The sequence below is a fragment of the Luteimonas cucumeris genome (assembly GCF_007830035.1).
GTDB classification, from domain to species: domain Bacteria; phylum Pseudomonadota; class Gammaproteobacteria; order Xanthomonadales; family Xanthomonadaceae; genus Luteimonas_C; species Luteimonas_C cucumeris.
This window is the reverse complement of record NZ_VLKN01000002.1, coordinates 231099-251480: the sequence shown is the minus strand read 5'-3', so window position 1 is coordinate 251480 and position 20382 is coordinate 231099. Positions and strand designations below refer to the sequence as shown.

Sequence of the window (20382 nt, the reverse complement as noted above, 5' to 3'; positions counted from 1 at the left end):
GGGTCGCGGCGCTCGCCGGTGACGCGCTACGCGCTGGGCGTCGAATACGACGGCAGCGATTTCCTCGGCTGGCAACGGCTCAGCAAACCCGGCGAAAGCGATGCGGGCAGCCTGCAGGCGGCGCTGGAAGAGGCGCTGTCGTTCGTCGCCGCCGCGTCGATCCAGTCGGTCTGTGCCGGCCGCACCGATGCCGGCGTGCACGCCGCCTGCCAGGTCGTGCATTTCGACAGCCCGGCCGATCGCGATCCGCGCGGCTGGATGCTGGGCACCACCAGCCGCCTGCCGGACGCGATCTGCGTGCGCTGGTGCGTGCCGGTGGCCGACGACTTCCACGCCCGTTTCTCGGCGCGCGCGCGGCGTTACCGCTACCGGCTGCTGAACCGTCCGGTCCGGCCCGCGCTGCAGCGCCAATACCTGGCCTGGGAGCGGCGCCGGCTCGATGCGGAAGCGATGCACCGGGCCGCGCAGGCACTGCTCGGCGAACATGATTTCTCCGCATTCCGCACCGTGCATTGCCAGGCACCGCACGCGCGCCGCGACCTGCAGCGGCTGGACGTGCACCGCGACGGTGAGGAAGTGATCTTCGAGGTGCAGGCCAATGCCTTCCTGCACCACATGGTGCGCAACCTGGTCGGCACGCTGCTCGAAGTCGGTCGCGGCGATCGTCCCGAAGCCTGGGTCGGCGAGGTCCTGCATGGCCGCGACCGCACCCTGGCCGGTGCGACCGCGCCGGCCGGCGGACTGGTGTTCGTGGGCCCCTTGTACCCGCCGCAGTGGGGTCTGCCGTCGGAAGCGACGCTGTCCGACCCGGAGGAAGCAGCGCCAGCGCCGTAGGCGCAATAACCGAAGGGCATTGCGCCGTGGGATTCCGGAATGGTGGGCATCCGGCGCATTACGCCTTCGGCTGATGCACCCTTCGGAGCCAAGCGCTTGCGCCGCAGGAACCGGAAAGCGTTACGCTCATCCCGATTCCCGATTCCCGATTCCCAAATGTCCCGAACCCTGTTCCGCACGCGCATCAAGTTCTGCGGCTTCACCCGTGCCGGCGACGTGCGCCTGGCCAGTGAGCTGGGCGTCGACGCGGTCGGTTTCGTGTTCGCCGCGGCCAGCCCGCGCCGCGTGCATGCGACCGAAGCGCGCACCATGCGCAACGCGCTGGCGCCGCTGGTCGATGCGGTCGCGCTGTTCATGGACAACGATGGCGACGAGGTCCGCGAGGTGATCCGGCAGGTGCGGCCGACCCTGCTGCAGTTCCATGGCGGCGAGGACGACGCCTTCTGCCGCAGCTTCGGCGTGCCCTACATGAAGGCGATCGCGATGCGCGACGGGCACGATGCCATCGATACGGTGTCGTTGCGCACGCGCTACCCGGGCGCGGCGGCCTTCCTGTTCGATGGCCACGCGCCGGGTGGCAGTGGTGGCAGCGGCCAGGGCTTCGACTGGTCGCGCCTGCCCCGCGGCCTGGACAAGCCCTGCGTGGTGGCTGGTGGCCTGCGCCCGGAAAATGTTTTCGACGCCATCCTGGCCACGCTGCCGTGGGGCGTGGACGTGGCTTCGGGCATCGAAAGCGCGCCCGGGATCAAGGATGGCGATAAGATGCGGCGTTTCGTCGAAGAAGTCAGACGTGCCGACTGCCACACCGAACCCGAGCCGGCCTCCGGCCAGCCTGCCTGAACAGGGCGCCCGGATCGATTACCACGCCACGCCCGATGCCAGCGGCCATTTCGGTCGTTACGGCGGGCGCTTCGTGGCCGAGACGCTGATCGGGCCGGTCGAGGAACTGGCGGCGGCCTACGACGCCGCGCGCGTCGATCCGGACTTCATCGCCGCCTTCGACAAGGACCTGGCGCATTACGTCGGCCGGCCCAGCCCGATCTACCACGCCGAACGCCTGAGTCGCGAAGTGGGCGGCGCGCAGATCCTGCTCAAGCGCGAAGACCTGAACCACACCGGCGCGCACAAGATCAACAACACCATCGGCCAGGCGCTGCTCGCCACCCGCATGGGCAAGACCCGGATCATCGCCGAGACCGGTGCCGGCCAGCACGGCGTCGCCTCGGCCACCGTCGCCGCGCGGTTGGGGCTGGAATGCGTGGTCTACATGGGCGCGACCGACATCGAGCGGCAGAAGATCAACGTCTACCGCATGCAACTGCTCGGCGCGACGGTGGTGCCGGTCACCAGCGGTTCGGCCACGCTCAAGGATGCGCTCAACGAAGCGATGCGCGACTGGGTCACCAACGTCCGCGACACCTTCTACATCATCGGCACCGTCGCCGGTCCGGACCCGTATCCGCGCATGGTCCGCGACTTCAACGCCGTGGTCGGTCGCGAGGCGCGCGCGCAGATGCTGGCCGAATACGGACGTCTGCCGGATGCGGTGACGGCCTGCGTCGGTGGCGGCAGCAATGCGATCGGCATCTTCCACGCCTTTCTCAACGATGCCGACGTGCGCATCGTCGGCGCCGAGGCGGCGGGCGAGGGCATCGACACCGGCCATCACGCCGCATCGCTGGCCGCCGGCCGACCGGGCGTGCTGCACGGCAACCGCACCTACGTGCTGTGCGATGACGATGGTCAGATCATCGAGACGCATTCGGTCTCCGCCGGCCTCGACTATCCCGGCGTCGGCCCGGAACACGCTTATCTGAAGGACACCGGGCGCGCCGAGTACGTCGGGATCACCGACGACGAGGCGCTGGCCGCGTTCCACCTGCTGGCCCGGACCGAAGGCATCCTCGCCGCGCTCGAATCCAGCCATGCCATCGCCCAGGCGCTGAAGCTGGCGCGCGAACTGCCCAGGGATGCGCTGGTGTTGTGCAACCTGTCCGGCCGCGGCGACAAGGACGTGCACACCATCGCCGCGCGCGAGGGAATGATGCTTTGATTCGGGCGCGCGACACGGAACGAAGCAACGAACAAGAGCGGATTCCCCATCGGTCGATCCCATCTGTTTTGCCCGATTGATGCGGATCCGCAAATAAAGACCACCCATACAATGCAATGGAGCAACCGTAATGAGCGATGACAACCAGACCCAGGCCGACACCGCCGCCAACGCCGCGCCGCAGAACCAGGTCGACCCGGCTTTCTTCACCTGCGTCAACGAATATCTGGAACTGACCAACAAGCAGGCCAAGGAACAGGGACTCAAGCGCATCAGCATGGCCAGCGTCTACGCCGCCTCGCGCTTCAACGCTCACGTGTACCTGGCCAACGTCAGCGACCCGGCTGCCGAGCGCAAGGATTTCCTCGACTACATGACCAACATGTACCGGCGCATGCTCAACGAGAACCTCGATGGCCTCGGTGCCGAGCGCGGCATCAATGTCGGCGAATCCGAACTGGCCGCCGAATACGCCGCTGCCGGCGTCAAGCTGGATGCGGGCGTGCCGACGCTGGCCGAGCCTGCCAAGGAATGAGTCGGCTGACAGCGCGTTTCGACGCGCTGCGCGCCATCGGCCGCAAGGCGCTGGTGCCGTTCGTCACTGCCGGCGATCCGTCGCTTCAGGCGACGGTGCCGGTGCTGCACGCGCTGGCGCAGGCGGGCGCGGATGCGATCGAGCTGGGCGTGCCGTTTTCCGATCCGATGGCGGAAGGCCCCACCATCCAGCGCAGTTCGGAACGTGCGCTGGCGCGTGGCGCGGGTCTGTCGTACGTGCTGGATTGCGTACGCGCCTTCCGCGAAGACGACCAGGCCACGCCGCTGGTGCTGATGGGCTATCTGAATCCGATCGAGATCCGCGGCTACGCGCGTTTCGCCGCGGAAGCCGGCGCCGCCGGCGTCGACGGCCTGCTGCTGGTCGACCTGCCGCCCGAGGAGGCCGGCGAGTGCCGCGCTGCCCTGGCCGCGCACGGCATCGCGCTGATCCTGCTGGCTTCGCCGACGACGACGGAAGCGAGGCTGCGCACACTGTGCGCGGACGCGCACGGTTATCTGTATTACGTCAGTTTTGCCGGCGTCACCGGCGCCGACCGGCTCGATGTCGATGCCGCTTCGCAACGTCTGCACCAGCTGCGGTCGATGAGCGCCGCGCCGGTGCTGGCCGGCTTCGGCATCAAGGATGCCGCCAGCGCCGCGGCGATGGCGCGCGCGGCCGATGGCGTGATCGTCGGCAGCGCGCTCGTGGCCGCGCTGACCGAAGCGGTCGATCCCGGCGATGCCGCCCGACGCGCCGCCGCATTCCTCTTGCCACTGCGGGCCGCCCTCGACGCGTAGGTCGGGCCCATGGCCCGAAGCCCGCTGCGTCGCATCCCTGCGTCCGACGTATGGCCGCGTTCCATGACGGAGTGTCGGGCCATGGGCCCGACCTGCGGCCGGGGTTACACTGCGCGCATCATTTCCACCCTCGAACCTATGTCCTGGCTGAAAAAACTGATGCCGTCCCGGATCCGCACCGACAGCGGCGCCGGCAGGAAACGCAGCGTCCCCGAGGGGCTGTGGGAGAAATGCGACCGCTGCGGCTCGGTGCTGTATCGCCCCGAGCTGGAAGAGAATCTCGAGGTCTGCCCTAAGTGCGGCTTCCACATGCCGATCCGCGCGCGTGCGCGGCTTGCCGCGTTCCTGGACGCCGGCAGCGGCGAGGAAATCGGTGCCGCGCTGGGGCCGGTCGACATCCTCAAGTTCAAGGACCAGAAGAAATACTCCGACCGTATCAAGGCGGCGCAGAAGTCCACCGGCGAGCGCGACGCACTGGTCGCGTTGCAGGGTATGCTGAAGCAGCGCCCGATCGTGGCCAGCGCCTTCGACTTCGCCTACATGGGCGGTTCGATGGGGTCGGTGGTCGGTGAGCGCTTCGCGCTGGCGGCCGAACGCGCGCTGGAGATCGGCAGCCCCTACGTGAGCTTTTCCGCCAGCGGCGGCGCGCGCATGCAGGAAAGCCTGTTCTCGCTGATGCAGATGGCCAAGACCTCGGCAGCGCTCGGACGCCTGCGCGCGGCGGGACTGCCGTACATCTCGGTGATGACCCATCCCACCACCGGCGGGGTGTCGGCATCGTTCGCGATGCTGGGCGACATCAACATGGCCGAACCGGAAGCGCTGATCGGTTTCGCCGGCCCGCGCGTGATCGAGCAGACCGTGCGCGAGACGCTTCCGGAAGGATTCCAGCGCTCCGAATTCCTGCTGGCGCATGGCGCCATCGACCAGATCTGCGACCGCCGCGAACTGCGCGAGCGCATCGCCCACCTGCTGGCGCTGCTGATGAAACAGCCGGCGCCGGAGGATGACGCCGAGGTGGCGGCATGAGGCCGGGGCTGGGATCTGGGATCTGGGGGCTGGTAACTGCCAGCCTACCCGCGCACCTGTTTTGCTCTCCCGTCTTGTTATCCCCAAGCCCCCAGCTCCCAGCCCCCAGGCTTTCCGCATGACCCGCAAGTACTTCGGCACCGACGGCATCCGCGGCCGCGTCGGCGAGGGCGCGATCTCCGCCGATTTCGTGTTGCGCCTGGGCAATGCCTACGGTCATGCACTGCGACGCGCGCACAAGGGCGGCAGCCAGTGGCGCAATCCGCAGGTGATCATCGGCAAGGACACGCGCATCTCCAACTACATGTTCGAGGCGGCGCTGGAGGCGGGCCTGGTCGCCGCGGGCGTCGACGTGCAGTTGATGGGGCCGATGCCGACGCCGGCCGTCGCCCACCTGACCCGGTCGCTGCGCGCCGATGGCGGCATCGTGATCTCCGCCTCGCACAATCCGCATTACGACAACGGCATCAAGTTCTTCTCCGCCGATGGCGAGAAGCTCGACGACGCCACCGAGATGGCGATCGAATCGGCATTGGAGTTGCCATTCAGCACCGTCGACTCGGAACGGCTGGGCAAGGCGGTGCGCACGCGCGATGCGATCGGCCGTTACGTGGAGGCCTGCAAGAATTCGGTACCGAAGGGTTTCGACCTCAGTGGCATGCGCATCGTGGTGGATTGCGCCAACGGCGCGACCTACCAGATCGGTCCGCTGGTGCTGCGCGAGCTGGGCGCGCGCGTCGATGCCATCGGCGTCGATCCGAACGGACTCAACATCAATGACGGCGTCGGCTCCACCCATCCGCAGGCACTGTCGGCGCGGGTGCTGTCCACCGGCGCCGACCTCGGCATCGCCTTCGACGGCGACGGCGACCGCGTGCTGTTCGTCGATGGCGAAGGCGTGGTGCGCGACGGCGATGACCTGCTTTACGTGCTGGCCTGTGACTGGCAGGAAAGCGGGCGCCTGCACGGGCCGGTGGTCGGTACGCTGATGACCAATTACGGATTCGAGCGCGCCCTGGCGCAACGTGACATCGATTTCCTGCGCGCCAAGGTCGGCGACCGCTACGTGCACCAGGCCATGGTCGAGCACGGCAGCGTGCTCGGTGGCGAGGCATCAGGCCACCTGCTGTGCCTGGATCGCGCCAGCACCGGCGACGGCATCGTCAGCGCGTTGCAGGTGCTGGAAGTACTGCGCCGGCGCGGCGTGTCGCTGCAACATGCCCTCGGTGGCCTGGCCAAGGTGCCGCAGAAGACCGTCAACGTGCGCTACGGCAATGGCGCCAAGCCAGCGGAAGCCGACAGCGTCAAGGCGGCTCTGGCACAGGCGCAGGCGGCGGTGCAGGGGCGTGGACGCGCCTTTCTGCGTCCTTCGGGCACGGAGCCGGTGGTGCGCGTCACCGTCGAAGCCGACGACAATGCGCTGATGCAACAGACGCTGGACACGCTGGCCGCCGCGGTCCAGGCCGCCGTCACGCATTAGATTGCCTTTCATCGATCAAGCACCGTGCCTCGTGCGTGAACGGAATAACCGAAAAGTATCAGCGATGACCTCACGTATCCCCACCCTCGACATCCGCCGTTTCAGCGATCCTTCCAGCGCTGGCGACCGCGATGCCTTCGTCGCCGACCTTGGCGCGACGTATCGCGAATGGGGCTTCGCCGGCATCAGTGGCCACGGCATCGATCAGTCGCAGATCGACGCGTCGTATGACGTGTTCAGGCGCTTCTTCGCACTGCCGGAAGACACCAAGCTGCAATACCACGTGCCCGGCAGTGGCGGCGCGCGCGGCTACACGCCGTTCGGAGTGGAGACCGCCAAGGGCGCGAAGTACTCCGATCTGAAAGAGTTCTGGCATATCGGCCGCGAGATCCCGCGCGATTCGAAATACGCCGCGGTGATGCCGCCGAACCTGTGGCCGAAGGAAATCCCGGAGTTCAAGGCCGTCGGCTACGGTCTTTACCAGACCCTCGACCGGCTCGGCTCGCGCGTGCTGTCGGCGCTGGCGTTGCACATCGGCCTGCCCGAGGACTACTTCGTCGACAAGACCGATTCCGGCAACTCGATCCTGCGCCCCATCCATTATCCACCGATCACCTCGGACGACATTCCCAACGAGCGCGCCGGCGCGCATGAGGACATCAACCTGATCACGTTGCTGGTCGGCGCCAGCGCTGCCGGCCTGGAGGTGAAGTCACGCCAGGGCGAATGGGTGCCGTTCACCGCGCAGGCCGACACCATCGTGGTCAACATCGGCGACATGCTGCAACGCCTGACCAACCATGTGTATCCGTCGACCACGCACCGCGTGGTCAATCCGCCGGGCGAACAGGCGCGCCAGCCGCGCTATTCGACGCCGTTCTTCCTGCATCCCAATCCGGATTTCCTGATCGACGTGCTGCCTTCGACGATCACCGCCGACAATCCGAGCCGTTATCCGGAGCCGATCACGGCGCAGGGTTACCTGGAAGAACGGCTGCGGGAGATCAAGCTCAAATAGACGGCGCTGGCCGACCTGCGGCGGCCGTGCCTACTTGCGGTTCTTCGCGGAAGTTCAGGCGAAGCCGCGGTAGCGCCGACGTGCGATGCGCGCCAGCAGCGCTTTCATGAGCCATATCCGCAGCCGCTGGGCGCTCGACTTGTCGCCCGGGCGCCGCGGTCGCGGTGCACGTTGCACGGGGACGGCCAGGTTCTGCGTCAGCAGGGCGTCCGCCGCGATCCCGGATCGTTCAGGCCGCGCCAAGGCCACGTACTGGAAATCCAGCAGCGCGTCATCGTCGGCCAGCGTCTCCACAGCCGCCATCGACTGCGGCCGAAGGGCCATGCCGTATTCCTGGCTGGCGGTTTCGATCGACAGCATCGTCGCATGCAGGCGGTCGATGCGCAGGCCTGCGGCGGACAGCAGTTCGGCCACGTCGTTGTGCGAGAAGAAGCGCAAGTGGGTGCGGTCGAGCAGGCCGTAGTCGGCGTAGTCCCAGCGGCCTTCCAGCAGCATCGCGCGCACGCTGCCGTGGGTGACGCAGGGCAGGGAGATCGCGGCGGCGCCACCATCGACCAGGTGCGCGACGCACAGGCGCAGCGTGGCGACCGGATCAACCATGTGTTCGAGCACGTCACCCAGCACGATCGCGTCGTAGCGCCGATCCGGATGCTGCGCGAAGAAGCTTTCGGCATCGCCGGCATGCACCTCGTACAGCACCGAGCTCGCGGCTTTGGCGGCGACCGGATCCAGTTCCACGCCGGTCACGCGATGGCCCTTTGCGGCCAGGGTCGCGCCGATGTACCCGCTCGAGCAGCCCACTTCCAGGATCTGCATCCCGGCCTTGCCCTCGTCCGCGACCAGGTGGTGGAGCAGGCTGTGCGAGGTGGACCGGTCGGACAGGTCGACGGTGAAGTCGTATTTGACGGAGCTGGAAGTCATGCCCCCAGCATAGCCTGCACGCCGTTTTTTCAACGGACGGCCGGCCATCCGTCGTGCCCCGCGTCGGCAGAAGGGCATGGCAGGAAGTGCCGCAGATGACGCGCTGGGGCAGATCGCGCCCCTGCAGTTTGCGGATTCTATGCCGCTAGACACTGTAGGACCAAGGAAAGACCCGTGGCATGGGCCTTGCGTGGATCCCCGCGGGGGATCGGAAGTACTGCCGGCGCGATCGTGCCGCGGAGGGGAAAGCAATGGCCGGTTCACCGGACCGCAAGCGAAAGATATCGTTGACGCAGGTCACGCAATGGGGGCTGCAGTTGCTGCTGGTGCTGGCCGTCGCGGCGGCGCTCTGGAAGTAGCTGCGAGGCACGGGCCTGCACGCCTGCATGCGCCCGGCGTGCGGCGTCTGTAGCGCGCCGCTATCCTATCCATCCAATGTCTGGCTGGATGGAGTCGCGATGCGACGCAAGATCGTGGCGGGAAACTGGAAGCTGCACGGTGACCGCGCCTTCGCGCGTGCGCTGATCGACGAGGTCGTCGCGGTCGCGGCGCCGGCGGGCGTCGAGCGCGTGGTGTTGCCACCCTTGCCGTATCTGTCGGAACTGATCGAACACTACGCCGACCACGCCATCGACTTCGGCGCGCAAGACGTGAGCGCCAACGAAAAGGGCGCCTATACCGGTGAAGTGTCGGCCGGCATGCTCCACGAGATCGGCTGCGTCTATGGCCTGGTGGGCCATTCGGAGCGACGCCAGTACCATGCCGAGACCAGCGAGCTGGTGGCAGCCAAGTTCTTCGCTGCCAGGCACGCAGGGCTGGTCCCGATCCTGTGCGTTGGCGAAACCCTGGAGGAGCGCGAGGCCGGGCAAACCGAGGCACGCATTCGGGAACAGCTGGCGCCGGTATTGGCGCAAGGCGGCGCCGAGGCCTTTTCCGGGGCCGTCGTGGCCTACGAGCCGGTCTGGGCGATCGGCACCGGCAAGACCGCCACCCCCGGGCAGGCCCAGGCCGTGCACGCCTTCATTCGTGGCGAAGTTGCGGCCCGCGATGCTAAAATCGCTGGCTTGCTGCCGATCCTGTACGGCGGCAGCTGCAAGCCCGACAACGCCTCCGCGCTGTTTTCACAGCCCGACGTCGACGGTGGGCTGGTGGGCGGCGCCTCGCTGGTTGCCCGTGATTTCCTCGCCATCGTCGCTGCGATGGCCCAACGATAGCCAAGGTTCCAGATGCTCCTGCTCGTCCTCAACGTGGTTTACGTGTTGCTCGCGATCGCCATGATCGCGCTGATCCTGATGCAGCGCGGCGCGGGAGCGCAGGCCGGTTCCGGCTTCGGCGGCGGTGCATCGGCCACCGTGTTCGGCGCGCGCGGCGCATCCAACTTCCTGTCCAAGAGCACCAAATGGTTGGCGATCGTGTTCTTCGCCATCAGCCTGTTCATGGCCTGGTACCACACCCGCAGCACCGGCAACGTGCCGACGCAGCAGGATCTGGGCGTGATGGCGCAGCAATCCGTGCCGGCGGCTGGCGACAGCGCGAAAGTGCCTGCTGCCCCGGGCTCGGCGACGATTCCGGCGGCACCGGCTTCCGCGCCTGCCGCGATCCCGCATGCGCCCGCAACGCAGAATGCACCGCAGCAGCAGGCGCCGCAGCAGTCGCAGCAACCTGCACCGGCCGCGCAGACACCGCCGGCTACTCCGCAAGGCGGCTGATACCGAATACAATTAGCGACCTCGCATCAGCGCATCGATGCGAACGTCAGCCCAGGTGGCGGAATTGGTAGACGCACTACCTTGAGGTGGTAGCGGCTTAGGTCGTGGGGGTTCGAGTCCCCCCTTGGGCACCATAAACGCGCTTTCACGCGCAGACTGCATCGCGGGACGCAGTCTGCGCCTGGAAGCAGGACGGTGGTTCGCGGTCGCACGCGGGTCATCCAGCAAAGGCCGCGGCAACGCGGCAAGTAGCCGAGAGAGATAGCGAGTGCTGGCCGAATACCTGCCGACCCTGCTGTTTTTGATCGTCGCGACCGGCATCGGCATCGCCCTGCTGATCGTCGGCAACCTGTTGGGGCCAAAGCGCCCGACCGCCGAGAAACTGTCGCCCTACGAGTGCGGGTTCGCGCCGTTCGAAGACGCGCGCATGCAGTTCGACGTGCGTTATTACCTGATCGCGATCCAGTTCATCATCTTCGACCTGGAAATCATCTTCATCGTGCCGTGGACGCAGATATTCCACGAACTCGGCGCGCGCGGACTGGTCACCATGGGCCTGTTCGTCGGCATGTTGTTCCTGGGTTTCGTCTACGTCTGGAAGAAGGGCGCGCTGGAATGGGAGTGATCCAAACCGTCTCGGACATGATGCACAACCCGCTGCCGGAAGGGCGGCTGGACGACATCCTGCGCCCTGAAGGCGACAACCCGCTGCTGCAGAACGGCTTTGTCACCACCAGCATGGACGTGCTGTGGAACTGGGCGCGCACCGGCTCGATGTGGCCGATGACGTTCGGCCTGGCCTGCTGCGCGGTGGAGATGATGCATGCCGGCGCCGCACGCCTCGACCTGGATCGCTACGGCGTGGTGTTCCGCCCGTCGCCGCGCCAGTCCGACGTGATGATCGTCGCCGGCACCCTGGTCAACAAGATGGCGCCGGCCCTGCGCAAGGTCTACGACCAGATGCCCGATCCCAAGTGGGTGATCTCGATGGGCAGCTGCGCCAACGGCGGCGGTTATTACCACTATTCCTACGCGGTGGTGCGCGGCTGCGACCGGATCGTGCCGGTCGATGTCTATGTGCCAGGCTGCCCGCCGACCGCCGAGGCGCTGGTCTACGGCATCCTGCAGTTGCAGAAGAAGATCCGTCGCAGCGCACAGAACCCCTTCGCTGCGAAGGCCGATGCAGGAACGAGCGTCGCATGAGCGCAGTCGTTCTAGCCGAGCGCCTGCGCGCACGTTTCGCCGACGCGACCATCGATGTCGCCGTGCCGCGCGGTGAAGTGACCCTGGAAGTGCCTGCAGCCGGCTGGCTGGACGCTGCACGGGCGCTGCGCGACGAGTTCGGTTTCGAGCAGCTGGTCGATGTCAGCGGCGTGGATTACCTCGGCTACGGCAGCGACGAGTGGGACACCAGCGACGTATCGTCGGAAGGCTTCAGCCGCGGCGTTGAAGGTCGCGGCCCGGGCCGCTTCAAGTGGGGCGAGCGCCCGCGCGACCAGCATGAACGCGACGAGACGTGGCAGCCGGGCCGTCGCTTCGCCGCAGTGGCGCACCTGCTGTCGCTGCAGCACAACCAGCGCCTGCGCCTGCGTGCGTTCTGCGACAACGACGACCTGCCGGTGGTCGACTCGCTGACCGGGGTGTGGATCGGTGCCGAGTGGTTCGAGCGCGAAGCCTTCGATCTCTTCGGCATCGTGTTCCGTGGCCATCCGGACCTGCGTCGCATCCTGACCGATTACGGTTTCGTCGGTCACCCGTTCCGCAAGGACTTCCCGCTGATCGGCAATGTCGAAGTGCGCTACGACGCGGAGAAACAGCGCGTCGTCTACGAGCCGGTCACGTCGGTCGAACCACGCGTGCTGGTGCCGCGGGTGATCCGCGACGATGCGCGTTACCAGACCGCTGCGGGCGAAGCCGCCAGCGAGGTCGCGAAATGAGTACCGAATCGTCGATCGTGCGCCAGGCCAGCGCCGGCTTTGCCAGTAACACCGCCGAAGCGCGCCAGGAAATCCGCAACTACACGCTCAACTTCGGCCCGCAGCATCCGGCCGCGCACGGCGTGCTGCGCCTGATCCTGGAAATGGACGGTGAAGTCGTGCAGCGCGCCGATCCCCACATCGGCCTGTTGCATCGCGGTACCGAGAAGCTGGCCGAGTCCAAGCCGTTCAACCAGTCGATCGGCTACATGGACCGTCTCGACTACGTGTCGATGATGTGCAACGAGCACGCCTACGTGCGCGCCATCGAAACCCTGATGGGGATCGAGGCGCCGGAACGTGCGCAGTACATCCGCACGATGTTCGACGAGATCACCCGCATCCTGAACCACCTGATGTGGATCGGTTCCAATGCGCTCGACCTCGGTGCGATGGCGGTGTTCCTGTACGCCTTCCGCGAACGCGAAGAGCTGATGGACTGCTATGAGGCGGTAAGCGGCGCGCGCATGCACGCCACCTATTACCGTCCCGGTGGCGTCTATCGCGACCTGCCGGACCGGATGCCGAAGTACAAGGAATCGCCGTGGCGCAAAGGTGCCGGCCTCAAGCGCTTCAATGCCTGGCGCGAAGGCTCGCTGCTGGATTACCTGGAGCATTTCGCACAGGACTTCCCCAAGCGCGTCGACGAATACGAAACGCTGCTCACTGACAACCGCATCTGGAAGCAGCGCACCGTCGGCATCGGCGTGGTTTCGCCCGAGGATGCGCTGGCCTGGGGCATGACCGGCCCGATGCTGCGCGGCTCGGGCATCGCCTGGGACCTGCGCAAGAAGCAGCCGTATGCGAAATACGACGCCGTCGATTTCGACATCCCGATCGGCACCAATGGCGACTGCTACGACCGCTACTTGGTGCGCGTGGCCGAGATGCGGCAGTCGACGCGCATCGTCGAGCAGTGCGTGAAGTGGCTGAAGGCCAATCCCGGTCCGGTCATGCTGCACAACTACAAGGTGTCGCCGCCATCCCGCGAGGAGATGAAGGACGACATGGAAGCGCTGATCCATCACTTCAAGCTGTTCACCGAAGGGTATTGCGTGCCGGCCGGCGAGACCTACAGCGCGGTGGAAGCGCCGAAGGGCGAGTTCGGCTGCTATCTCGTCTCCGACGGTGCCAACAAGCCGTTCCGCTGCAAGCTGCGCGCGCCGGGCTTCGCCCACCTGTCGTCGATGGACGCGATCGTCAAGGGACACATGCTGGCCGACGTGGTGGCGATGATCGGTACCTACGACGTCGTCTTCGGCGAGATCGATCGATGAGAGGCCGTGATTCGGGATTGGTGATTCGTGATTCGTCCAGGTGCGCCAGCAGGCGCCCTTGCAATCGCTCGTCATCTTGCTTTTGCGAATCACCAATCACCAATCACGAATCACAGCTCCCATGAAAGCCACCGGCAACTTCGAAAACGCGCGCAATGTCGACCCGATGGTCGTGCTGTCGGACAAGACCCGCGCCCACATCGACCACTGGCTGGGCAAGTTCCCGCCGGACCGCAAGCGTTCGGCCGTGCTGCAGGGCCTGCATGCGGCGCAGGAACAGAACGGCGGCTGGCTGAGCGACGAACTGATCGCAGGCGTGGCCAAGTACCTCGACCTGCCGCCGGTGTGGGCCTACGAGGTCGCGACTTTCTATTCGATGTTCGAGACGCACAAGGTCGGCCGCAACAATGTCGCTTTCTGCACCAACATCAGCTGCTGGCTCAATGGCGCCGAAGACCTGGTCGCGCACGCCGAGAAGAAGCTCGGCTGCAAGCTGGGCGAATCCACCGCCGACGGCCGCGTCTTCCTCAAGAACGAGGAAGAGTGCCTCGCCGCGTGCTGCGGCGCGCCGGTGATGGTGATCAACGGGCATTACCACGAGAAGCTCACGCCGGCAAAGATCGATGAGCTGCTGGACGGGTTGGAGTAGGGCAGTGGCGCATCAGCACACAACGGGTCCGGTCGGACCGGCTCCGAAAGAGCACCAGGTCGTCTACACCACGCTGCATTTCGACAAGCCGTGGTCGTACGAGAATTACCTGAAGACCGGTGGCTACAGCGCGCTGCGAAGGATCCTCGAAGAGAAGATCGCGCCGGCCGACGTGGTCGACATGGTCAAGCAGTCCGGCCTGCGCGGCCGCGGCGGCGCGGGCTTTCCGACCGGCCTGAAGTGGAGCTTCATGCCCAAGGGCGACATGCAGAAGTACATCCTCTGCAACTCCGACGAGTCCGAACCCGGAACCGCGAAGGACCGCGACATCCTGCGTTACAACCCGCACGCGGTGATCGAGGGCATGGCGATCGCCTGCTATGCCACCGGCAGCACCGTGGCCTACAACTACCTGCGCGGCGAATTCCATCACGAGCCGTTCGAACACCTGGAAGAAGCTACCCGTGAGGCCTACGCCAATGGCTGGCTGGGTCGCAATGTGCTCGGTAGCGGCATCGACATCGACATCTACAACGCGCTCGGCGCCGGTGCCTACATCTGCGGCGAAGAAACCGCGCTGATGGAATCGCTGGAAGGCAAGAAGGGCCAGCCGCGCTACAAGCCGCCGTTCCCGGCCAACTTCGGCCTGTACGGCAAGCCGACCACGATCAACAACACCGAGACCTACGCCTCGGTGCCGGCGATCATCCGCAACGGCGCCGAATGGTTCCTCAACCTGGGCAAGCCCAACAACGGCGGGCCGAAGATCTTCTCGGTATCCGGCCACGTCAACCGGCCGGGCAACTACGAGATCCGCCTGGGCACGTCGTTCGCGGAACTGCTGGACATGGCCGGCGGCGTGCGCAATGGCCACAAGCTTAAGGGCGTGATCCCGGGCGGATCGTCGATGCCGGTGCTGCCGGGCGAGACGATGATGTCGCTGACCATGGATTACGACGCGATTCAGAAGGCCGGTTCCGGCCTCGGCTCCGGCGCCGTGATCGTGATGGACGAAACCACCTGCATGGTCCGCGCCTGTCAACGCATCGCGCGTTTCTACTACGCCGAATCCTGCGGCCAGTGCACGCCTTGCCGCGAAGGCACCGGCTGGATGTACCGCATGCTGACCCGCATAGTCGACGGCAAGGCCACGCTGGATGATCTCAATGTGTTGAAGGCCGCCGCAGGACAGATCGAAGGCCACACCATCTGCGCGTTCGGCGAAGCCGCGGCGTGGCCAGTGCAGGGCTTCCTGCGCCATTACTGGCACGAGTTCGAGTACGCCATCGTCAATGGACGCTTCCTGGTCGATGACCAGCAGGCTGGCACCGTGGTACCGAAGGCGGTGGCCGCATGAGCGCGCAACCGGTCAATCCGAACCTGCCGCCGGACCACGTCACCGTCTTCATCGACGGCGTCGAGCTGGCTGCGCCGAAGGGCTCGATGATCATCCAGGCCGCCGACAAGGCCGGCATCCCGATCCCGCGCTTCTGCTACCACGACAAGCTGGCAATCGCGGCCAACTGCCGCATGTGCCTGGTCGAAGTCGAAAAGATGCCCAAGCCTGCGCCGGCCTGCGCCACGCCGGTGATGGACGGCATGAAGATCGCCACGCGCAGCGACAAGGCACTGAAGTCGCAGCGCAACGTGATGGAGTTCCTGCTGATCAACCATCCGCTCGACTGCCCGATCTGCGACCAGGGCGGCGAGTGCGAGCTGCAGGATCTGTCACTGGGCTACGGTCGCTCGATCAGCCGTTTCCAGGAACGCAAGCGCGTGGTCGCCGACGAGGACCTCGGTCCGCTGGTCGCCACCGAGATGACGCGCTGCATCCAGTGCACGCGTTGCGTGCGCTTCACCGCGGAGATCGCCGGCACCTACGAGTTGGGCGGCATGCAGCGCGGCGAGAACCTGGAGATCGGCACCTACGACGGCAAGCCGTTGACCACCGAGCTGTCCGGCAACGTCATCGACGTGTGCCCGGTTGGCGCGTTGACCAACAAGGTGTTCCGTTTCCGTGCGCGCCCCTGGGAACTGATCGCCAAGGAATCGCTCGGCTTCCATGATGCGCTGGGCAGCAACCTGTATTTCCATGCGCGCCGTGGCGACGTGATGCGCGCGGTGCCGCGCGACAACGAAGCCGTCAACGAGTGCTGGCTGTCGGACCGCGACCGCTATTCGCATCAGGGCCTGTACGCCGACGATCGCGCGACGCGACCGATGCTCAAGGAAAACGGAGAGTGGCGCGACGCCTCGTGGGACGAGGCGCTGGCCAGGGCCGCCAAGATCCTGCGCGACAACGCCGCCGACGACCTGGGCATGCTGGTGCACCCTGCGACATCCAACGAAGAAGGCGCATTGCTGGCGCGCCTGGCCGATGCGCTGGGCTCGGGCAACCTCGATCACCGCATCGCCCAGCAGGACCTGTCGGATGGTGCGACCGCGGAAGTCTTCGGCATGCCGGTGGCCGAGATCGAAAAGGCATCTGCCGTGCTGATCGTCGGCAGCAATCTCCGCCACGAATTGCCGCTGCTGCATGCGCGCCTGCGCAAGGCCTGGCGCAATGGCGCGAAGATCTATGCCGTCAATCCGGTCGATTTCGACGTCGCCTTCGACCTGGCCGGAAAATCGATCGTGCCGCCGTCGCGCATTGCCGCGGAACTTGCCGACGCAGGGCTGAAACAGCTGCTGTCCGACGCTGCCGGCAGCGTGGCGATCATTGTCGGCGCGGTCGCCGAGAATGGCGCCCACGCGTCCGCGATCCGCACCGCCGCGCGCTCGCTGGCGCAGGTCACCGGCGCCAGGCTGTGTCGGATCCCGCAGGGCGCGAACGCGCTCGGTCTGGCGCGTCACGGCGTGCTGCCGGTTTCGCGCGATGCCAAGGCCGTGTTCGAACAGCCGCGTAGTGCCTATGTCGTCTACGGCATCGAGCCGGGCCTGGATTTCGCGGACCAGGCGACAGCGATGAAGACACTGGGCGATGCCCAGGTCGTGGCGTTCAGCCATTTCGCCTGCAAGTCGACCCGCGCCGTCGCCGACGTGATCCTGCCGATTGGATTGCTGCCGGAAATCGATGCCACGCTGACCAACCTGGACGGCCGCGACCAGATTGCGGTACCGGCTGGCAAGCTGCCGGACGAGGCGCGCGCCGGCTGGCGTGTGTTGCGCGCGCTTGGCGCCGAATTGAAGGCGGCGGGTTTCGAATTCACCGATCTGGCGGGCCTGCGCGCAGGCATCGTGCCACGCAATGTCGTCGTCGCGACTTCGAAGGCGCCGTCGACGGGCGATGGACTCGAGATTGCCGCCTCGCAGGCGATCTACCGCGTCGACGGCATCACCCGTCGCGCGCAGGCACTGCAGTCGCATCCATTGACCGTGGGGCCACGCGCCACGCTGCATCCGGACGATGCGCGCGCTCATGGCCTGGAAGAAGGAGCGATGGCCAAGCTCGACAATGGTCGCGGCGTGGCCACGTTGCAGGTGTCGGTCAGCGACAAGGTCGCGGCCGGCAGCGTCTGGGTGGAAACCGGCTACGGCGCTACCTCGCCGCTGGTCGTCGCAAGCGTCAAGGTGGCCCGCGCATGATCTCGGACATGCTGATCGATCCGTTCCGCGACTGGCTGCTGTCGTTCGGCATGCTCGGCGCGCTGCTGTGGATCGTGTTGAAGATCCTGGCGATCGCCATGCCGGTGATCATCGCCGTCGCGTTCTACGTGGTGTGGGAACGCAAGCTGATCGGCTGGATGCACGTGCGCCGCGGCCCGATGTACGTCGGCAAGGGCGTGCTGCAGGCGTTCGCCGACGTATTCAAGCTGCTGTTCAAGGAAGTGATCCAGCCGTCGAGCGCGCAGAAGGCGTTGTACGTGCTGGCGCCGCTGATCACGCTGGCGCCGGCATTCGCGGCATGGGCGGTGGTGCCGTTCGACGCGCAGGTGGTGCTGTCCAACGCCAACGCCGGCCTGTTGTACCTGCTGGCGATGACCTCGCTGGGCGTGTACGGCGTCATTCTCGCTGGCTGGGCGTCCAACTCCAAATACGCCTTTCTCGGTGCGATGCGTTCCGCCGCGCAGGTGGTGTCGTACGAGATCGCGATGGGCTTCGCGCTTGTCAGCGTGATGATCGCGTCGGGCAGCATCAACCTCAGCGCCATCGTCATGGCACAGGCCGGCAATGCCGGTGCGCTGGAATGGTTCTGGCTGCCACTGTTCCCGATGTTCATCGTCTACTTCGTATCCGGCGTGGCCGAGACCAATCGCGCGCCCTTCGACGTGGTCGAAGGCGAGTCGGAAATCGTCGCCGGCCACATGGTCGAGTACTCCGGTTCGGCGTTCGCGCTGTTCTTCCTGGCAGAGTACGCCAACATGATCCTGGTCAGCTTCCTGACCGCGATCTTCTTCCTTGGCGGCTGGCTCAGCCCGTTCCACGGCCTCGGCATTCCGTTGCTGTCCGTCGACGGCTGGTGGTGGCTGTTCGCCAAGGTGTTCTTCTTCGCCAGCGCGTTCATCTGGTTCCGCGCCTCGTTCCCGCGCTACCGCTACGACCAGATCATGCGGCTGGGCTGGAAGGTGTTCATCCCCATCGCCATAGCGTGGATCGCCGTGACCGCATTGATGGCTTATTTCGGCGTGATCGAGGCGGGCCGCTGACATGGGCAAGGTCGTTTCATATTTCAAGAGCCTGCTGCTGCTCGAACTGCTCGGTGGCCTCGGCCTGACCTTGAAGTACCTGTTCAAGCCGAAGTACACCTTGATGTACCCGATGGAAAAGACGCCGATGTCGCCGCGCTTCCGCGGCGTGCATGCGCTGCGTCGCTATCCCAACGGCGAGGAACGGTGCATCGCCTGCAAGCTGTGCGAGGCGGTATGCCCCGCGCTGGCGATCACCATCGATTCGGAGCAGCGCGCCGACGGCACCCGCCGCACCACGCGCTACGACATCGATCTGTTCAAGTGCATCTACTGCGGCTTCTGCGAGGAAAGCTGCCCGGTCGACTCGATCGTGGAGACGCACATCCACGAATACCACTTCGACACGCGCGGTCAGAACATCCTGACCAAGCCGCAGCTGCTGGCGATCGGCGACCGTCTCGAGACCGAGATCGCCGAACGCCGCGCCGCCGATGCCGCCTTCCGCTGAGGACGACGAATGGATCTTGCCTCGCTCGCCTTCTACGTTTTCGCCGCCGCCACCGTGATGTCGGGCGTGGCGGTGATCAGCGTCCGGAACCCGGTGCATGCCGCGCTGTTCCTGGTGCTGACCTTCTTCACCGTGGCCTGCACCTGGATCCTGGCGGGTGCCGAATTCCTCGGCGTGACCCTGATCCTGGTCTACGTCGGCGCCGTGATGGTGCTGTTCCTGTTCGTGGTGATGATGCTCGATGTCGACACCTCGCCGTTGCGCGAAGGTTTCGTGCGCTACCTGCCGGTGGGCCTGCTCGTAGCAGTCATCATGCTGGTGGAGATGGTGGTGCTGATCGGGGTCAAGGCGCGTGCCTTGCCGTTCAAGGCGCAGGCGGCCGAGGCCGCCGACGTTCCCAACACCACCTGGCTGGCGCGCACGCTGTTCACCGAATTCCTGCTGCCGTTCGAGGTCGCCGCAGTGATCCTGACCGTGGCGGTGATCGCGGCGGTGATGCTGACCTTGCGTCGCCGTCCCGGCGTCCGGCACCAGAACCCGTCGGCGCAGGCGCGCGTGCAGGCTTCCGACCGGTTGCGCATGGTCAAGATGCAGGCCGAACCGCGTTCCCCCGCCACGCCCGATCCCGCGGCAGAGGAGAAGCAGCCATGATCGGATTGAGCATCGGCCTGGGCCACTATCTCGCCCTGGGCGCAGCGCTGTTCTGCATCAGCGTGGCCGGCATCTTCCTCAACCGCAAGAACGTGATCGTGCTGCTGATGTGCATCGAGCTGATGCTGCTGGCGGTCAACATCAACTTCGTCGCGTTCTCGCGCGAGATGAACGATGCCGCGGGCCAGATCTTCGTGTTCTTCATCCTGACGGTGGCCGCCGCCGAGGCCGCGATCGGCCTGGCGATCCTGGTCACCCTGTTCCGCAACCGGCGCACGATCAACGTCGCCGAAATCGACACGTTGAAGGGCTGAGCC

General features: G+C 66.1%; 22 protein-coding genes and 1 tRNA gene. 22 read left to right on the top strand and 1 reads right to left on the bottom strand.

Annotated elements, in window-relative coordinates:
• The first annotated feature begins 18 nt into the window (after positions 1-18).
• The 8 genes from truA (at position 19) to IP90_RS04200 (ending at position 7746) form a co-directional block, all read left to right on the top strand.
• Positions 19-834: a tRNA pseudouridine(38-40) synthase TruA gene (gene truA, locus IP90_RS04235; RefSeq protein ID WP_144898378.1), complete on the top strand. Its 816-nt coding sequence runs from the start codon at positions 19-21 to the stop codon at positions 832-834.
• A 156-nt stretch (positions 835-990) separates the two neighbouring features.
• Complete coding sequence (locus tag IP90_RS04230; protein WP_144898377.1) at positions 991-1674, top strand: phosphoribosylanthranilate isomerase; 684 nt, start codon at positions 991-993, stop codon at positions 1672-1674.
• A gap of 13 nt (positions 1675-1687) precedes the next feature.
• Entirely contained in the window at positions 1688-2887 is a 1200-nt protein-coding gene (gene trpB, locus IP90_RS04225; RefSeq protein ID WP_144898714.1) for a tryptophan synthase subunit beta, read from the top strand.
• A gap of 130 nt (positions 2888-3017) precedes the next feature.
• A complete protein-coding gene (locus tag IP90_RS04220) occupies positions 3018-3422 on the top strand; it encodes a DUF3144 domain-containing protein (RefSeq protein ID WP_144898376.1) in 405 nt (134 codons plus the stop codon).
• Entirely contained in the window at positions 3419-4219 is an 801-nt protein-coding gene (trpA, locus tag IP90_RS04215; RefSeq protein ID WP_144898375.1) for a tryptophan synthase subunit alpha, read from the top strand. The genes IP90_RS04220 and trpA overlap by 4 nt, the downstream gene beginning before the upstream one ends.
• Before the next feature lie 138 nt (positions 4220-4357).
• Positions 4358-5248: an acetyl-CoA carboxylase, carboxyltransferase subunit beta gene (gene accD, locus IP90_RS04210; protein ID WP_144898713.1), complete on the top strand. Its 891-nt coding sequence runs from the start codon at positions 4358-4360 to the stop codon at positions 5246-5248.
• Positions 5249-5366: 118 nt separating this feature from the next.
• Positions 5367-6728, top strand: a complete 1362-nt coding sequence (gene glmM / locus IP90_RS04205) for a phosphoglucosamine mutase (RefSeq protein ID WP_144898374.1) — start codon at positions 5367-5369, stop codon at positions 6726-6728.
• 64 nt (positions 6729-6792) lie between these two features.
• The gene (locus IP90_RS04200; RefSeq protein ID WP_144898373.1) at positions 6793-7746 is read left to right on the top strand and encodes an isopenicillin N synthase family dioxygenase; all 954 of its coding nucleotides are present in this window, start codon (positions 6793-6795) and stop codon (positions 7744-7746) included.
• A gap of 54 nt (positions 7747-7800) precedes the next feature.
• Here the strand turns inward: IP90_RS04200 and IP90_RS04195 are convergent, their stop codons facing one another.
• A complete protein-coding gene (locus IP90_RS04195) occupies positions 7801-8667 on the bottom strand; it encodes a class I SAM-dependent methyltransferase (RefSeq protein ID WP_158635263.1) in 867 nt (288 codons plus the stop codon).
• 458 nt (positions 8668-9125) lie between these two features.
• Here IP90_RS04195 and tpiA point away from each other — a divergent pair, with 458 nt between their 5' ends.
• The 14 genes from tpiA to nuoK all read left to right on the top strand — a co-directional run bounded on the left by tpiA (position 9126) and on the right by nuoK (position 20379).
• Positions 9126-9881 carry a triose-phosphate isomerase gene (gene tpiA / locus IP90_RS04190; RefSeq protein ID WP_144898371.1) on the top strand — a complete coding sequence of 252 codons (756 nt, stop codon included), beginning with the start codon at positions 9126-9128 and terminating at the stop codon, positions 9879-9881.
• 12 nt (positions 9882-9893) lie between these two features.
• Entirely contained in the window at positions 9894-10376 is a 483-nt protein-coding gene (secG, locus tag IP90_RS04185) for a preprotein translocase subunit SecG (RefSeq protein ID WP_144898370.1), read from the top strand.
• A 49-nt stretch (positions 10377-10425) separates the two neighbouring features.
• Positions 10426-10510 (top strand) — tRNA-Leu (locus IP90_RS04180).
• A gap of 134 nt (positions 10511-10644) precedes the next feature.
• Positions 10645-11001 (top strand): NADH-quinone oxidoreductase subunit A, encoded by a 357-nt coding sequence (locus tag IP90_RS04175; RefSeq protein ID WP_144898369.1) that lies wholly within the window; start codon positions 10645-10647, stop codon positions 10999-11001.
• Complete coding sequence (locus IP90_RS04170) at positions 10992-11579, top strand: NuoB/complex I 20 kDa subunit family protein (protein ID WP_144898368.1); 588 nt, start codon at positions 10992-10994, stop codon at positions 11577-11579. Before IP90_RS04175 ends, IP90_RS04170 begins: the two co-directional genes overlap by 10 nt.
• Positions 11576-12313 (top strand): NADH-quinone oxidoreductase subunit C, encoded by a 738-nt coding sequence (locus IP90_RS04165; protein ID WP_144898367.1) that lies wholly within the window; start codon positions 11576-11578, stop codon positions 12311-12313. The genes IP90_RS04170 and IP90_RS04165 overlap by 4 nt, the downstream gene beginning before the upstream one ends.
• Positions 12310-13629: an NADH-quinone oxidoreductase subunit D gene (locus IP90_RS04160; protein WP_144898366.1), complete on the top strand. Its 1320-nt coding sequence runs from the start codon at positions 12310-12312 to the stop codon at positions 13627-13629. Before IP90_RS04165 ends, IP90_RS04160 begins: the two co-directional genes overlap by 4 nt.
• Before the next feature lie 121 nt (positions 13630-13750).
• On the top strand, positions 13751-14278 hold the full coding sequence (gene nuoE, locus IP90_RS04155) for an NADH-quinone oxidoreductase subunit NuoE (protein ID WP_144898365.1): 528 nt from the start codon (positions 13751-13753) through the stop codon (positions 14276-14278).
• Positions 14279-14282: 4 nt separating this feature from the next.
• Positions 14283-15635 carry an NADH-quinone oxidoreductase subunit NuoF gene (nuoF, locus tag IP90_RS04150; protein WP_144898364.1) on the top strand — a complete coding sequence of 451 codons (1353 nt, stop codon included), beginning with the start codon at positions 14283-14285 and terminating at the stop codon, positions 15633-15635.
• Positions 15632-17863 carry an NADH-quinone oxidoreductase subunit NuoG gene (gene nuoG / locus IP90_RS04145; protein ID WP_144898363.1) on the top strand — a complete coding sequence of 744 codons (2232 nt, stop codon included), beginning with the start codon at positions 15632-15634 and terminating at the stop codon, positions 17861-17863. Before nuoF ends, nuoG begins: the two co-directional genes overlap by 4 nt.
• The gene (gene nuoH, locus IP90_RS04140) at positions 17860-18924 is read left to right on the top strand and encodes an NADH-quinone oxidoreductase subunit NuoH (protein ID WP_425477067.1); all 1065 of its coding nucleotides are present in this window, start codon (positions 17860-17862) and stop codon (positions 18922-18924) included. The genes nuoG and nuoH overlap by 4 nt, the downstream gene beginning before the upstream one ends.
• 1 nt (position 18925) lies before the next feature.
• Positions 18926-19414 (top strand): NADH-quinone oxidoreductase subunit NuoI, encoded by a 489-nt coding sequence (gene nuoI / locus IP90_RS04135; protein ID WP_144898362.1) that lies wholly within the window; start codon positions 18926-18928, stop codon positions 19412-19414.
• 9 nt (positions 19415-19423) lie between these two features.
• Complete coding sequence (locus IP90_RS04130) at positions 19424-20065, top strand: NADH-quinone oxidoreductase subunit J (RefSeq protein ID WP_144898361.1); 642 nt, start codon at positions 19424-19426, stop codon at positions 20063-20065.
• Entirely contained in the window at positions 20062-20379 is a 318-nt protein-coding gene (nuoK, locus tag IP90_RS04125) for an NADH-quinone oxidoreductase subunit NuoK (protein WP_144898360.1), read from the top strand. Before IP90_RS04130 ends, nuoK begins: the two co-directional genes overlap by 4 nt.
• Positions 20380-20382: the final 3 nt, after the last annotated feature.

What these genes read in the sequence shown, in the direction of transcription:
- IP90_RS04200 (WP_144898373.1), top strand. Translation starts at nt 6,793, where the DNA reads ATGACCTCACGTATCCCCACCCTCGACATCCGCCGTTTCAGCGATCCT.
- IP90_RS04195 (WP_158635263.1), bottom strand. Translation starts at nt 8,667, where the DNA reads ATGACTTCCAGCTCCGTCAAATACGACTTCACCGTCGACCTGTCCGAC.
- secG (WP_144898370.1), top strand. Translation starts at nt 9,894, where the DNA reads ATGCTCCTGCTCGTCCTCAACGTGGTTTACGTGTTGCTCGCGATCGCC.
- nuoH (WP_425477067.1), top strand. Translation starts at nt 17,860, where the DNA reads ATGATCTCGGACATGCTGATCGATCCGTTCCGCGACTGGCTGCTGTCG.
- IP90_RS04220 (WP_144898376.1), top strand. Translation starts at nt 3,018, where the DNA reads ATGAGCGATGACAACCAGACCCAGGCCGACACCGCCGCCAACGCCGCG.
- trpA (WP_144898375.1), top strand. Translation starts at nt 3,419, where the DNA reads ATGAGTCGGCTGACAGCGCGTTTCGACGCGCTGCGCGCCATCGGCCGC.
- IP90_RS04130 (WP_144898361.1), top strand. Translation starts at nt 19,424, where the DNA reads ATGGATCTTGCCTCGCTCGCCTTCTACGTTTTCGCCGCCGCCACCGTG.
- IP90_RS04230 (WP_144898377.1), top strand. Translation starts at nt 991, where the DNA reads ATGTCCCGAACCCTGTTCCGCACGCGCATCAAGTTCTGCGGCTTCACC.
- nuoI (WP_144898362.1), top strand. Translation starts at nt 18,926, where the DNA reads ATGGGCAAGGTCGTTTCATATTTCAAGAGCCTGCTGCTGCTCGAACTG.
- IP90_RS04160 (WP_144898366.1), top strand. Translation starts at nt 12,310, where the DNA reads ATGAGTACCGAATCGTCGATCGTGCGCCAGGCCAGCGCCGGCTTTGCC.
- nuoK (WP_144898360.1), top strand. Translation starts at nt 20,062, where the DNA reads ATGATCGGATTGAGCATCGGCCTGGGCCACTATCTCGCCCTGGGCGCA.
- nuoE (WP_144898365.1), top strand. Translation starts at nt 13,751, where the DNA reads ATGAAAGCCACCGGCAACTTCGAAAACGCGCGCAATGTCGACCCGATG.
- IP90_RS04170 (WP_144898368.1), top strand. Translation starts at nt 10,992, where the DNA reads ATGGGAGTGATCCAAACCGTCTCGGACATGATGCACAACCCGCTGCCG.
- IP90_RS04165 (WP_144898367.1), top strand. Translation starts at nt 11,576, where the DNA reads ATGAGCGCAGTCGTTCTAGCCGAGCGCCTGCGCGCACGTTTCGCCGAC.
- glmM (WP_144898374.1), top strand. Translation starts at nt 5,367, where the DNA reads ATGACCCGCAAGTACTTCGGCACCGACGGCATCCGCGGCCGCGTCGGC.
- tpiA (WP_144898371.1), top strand. Translation starts at nt 9,126, where the DNA reads ATGCGACGCAAGATCGTGGCGGGAAACTGGAAGCTGCACGGTGACCGC.
- accD (WP_144898713.1), top strand. Translation starts at nt 4,358, where the DNA reads ATGTCCTGGCTGAAAAAACTGATGCCGTCCCGGATCCGCACCGACAGC.
- nuoG (WP_144898363.1), top strand. Translation starts at nt 15,632, where the DNA reads ATGAGCGCGCAACCGGTCAATCCGAACCTGCCGCCGGACCACGTCACC.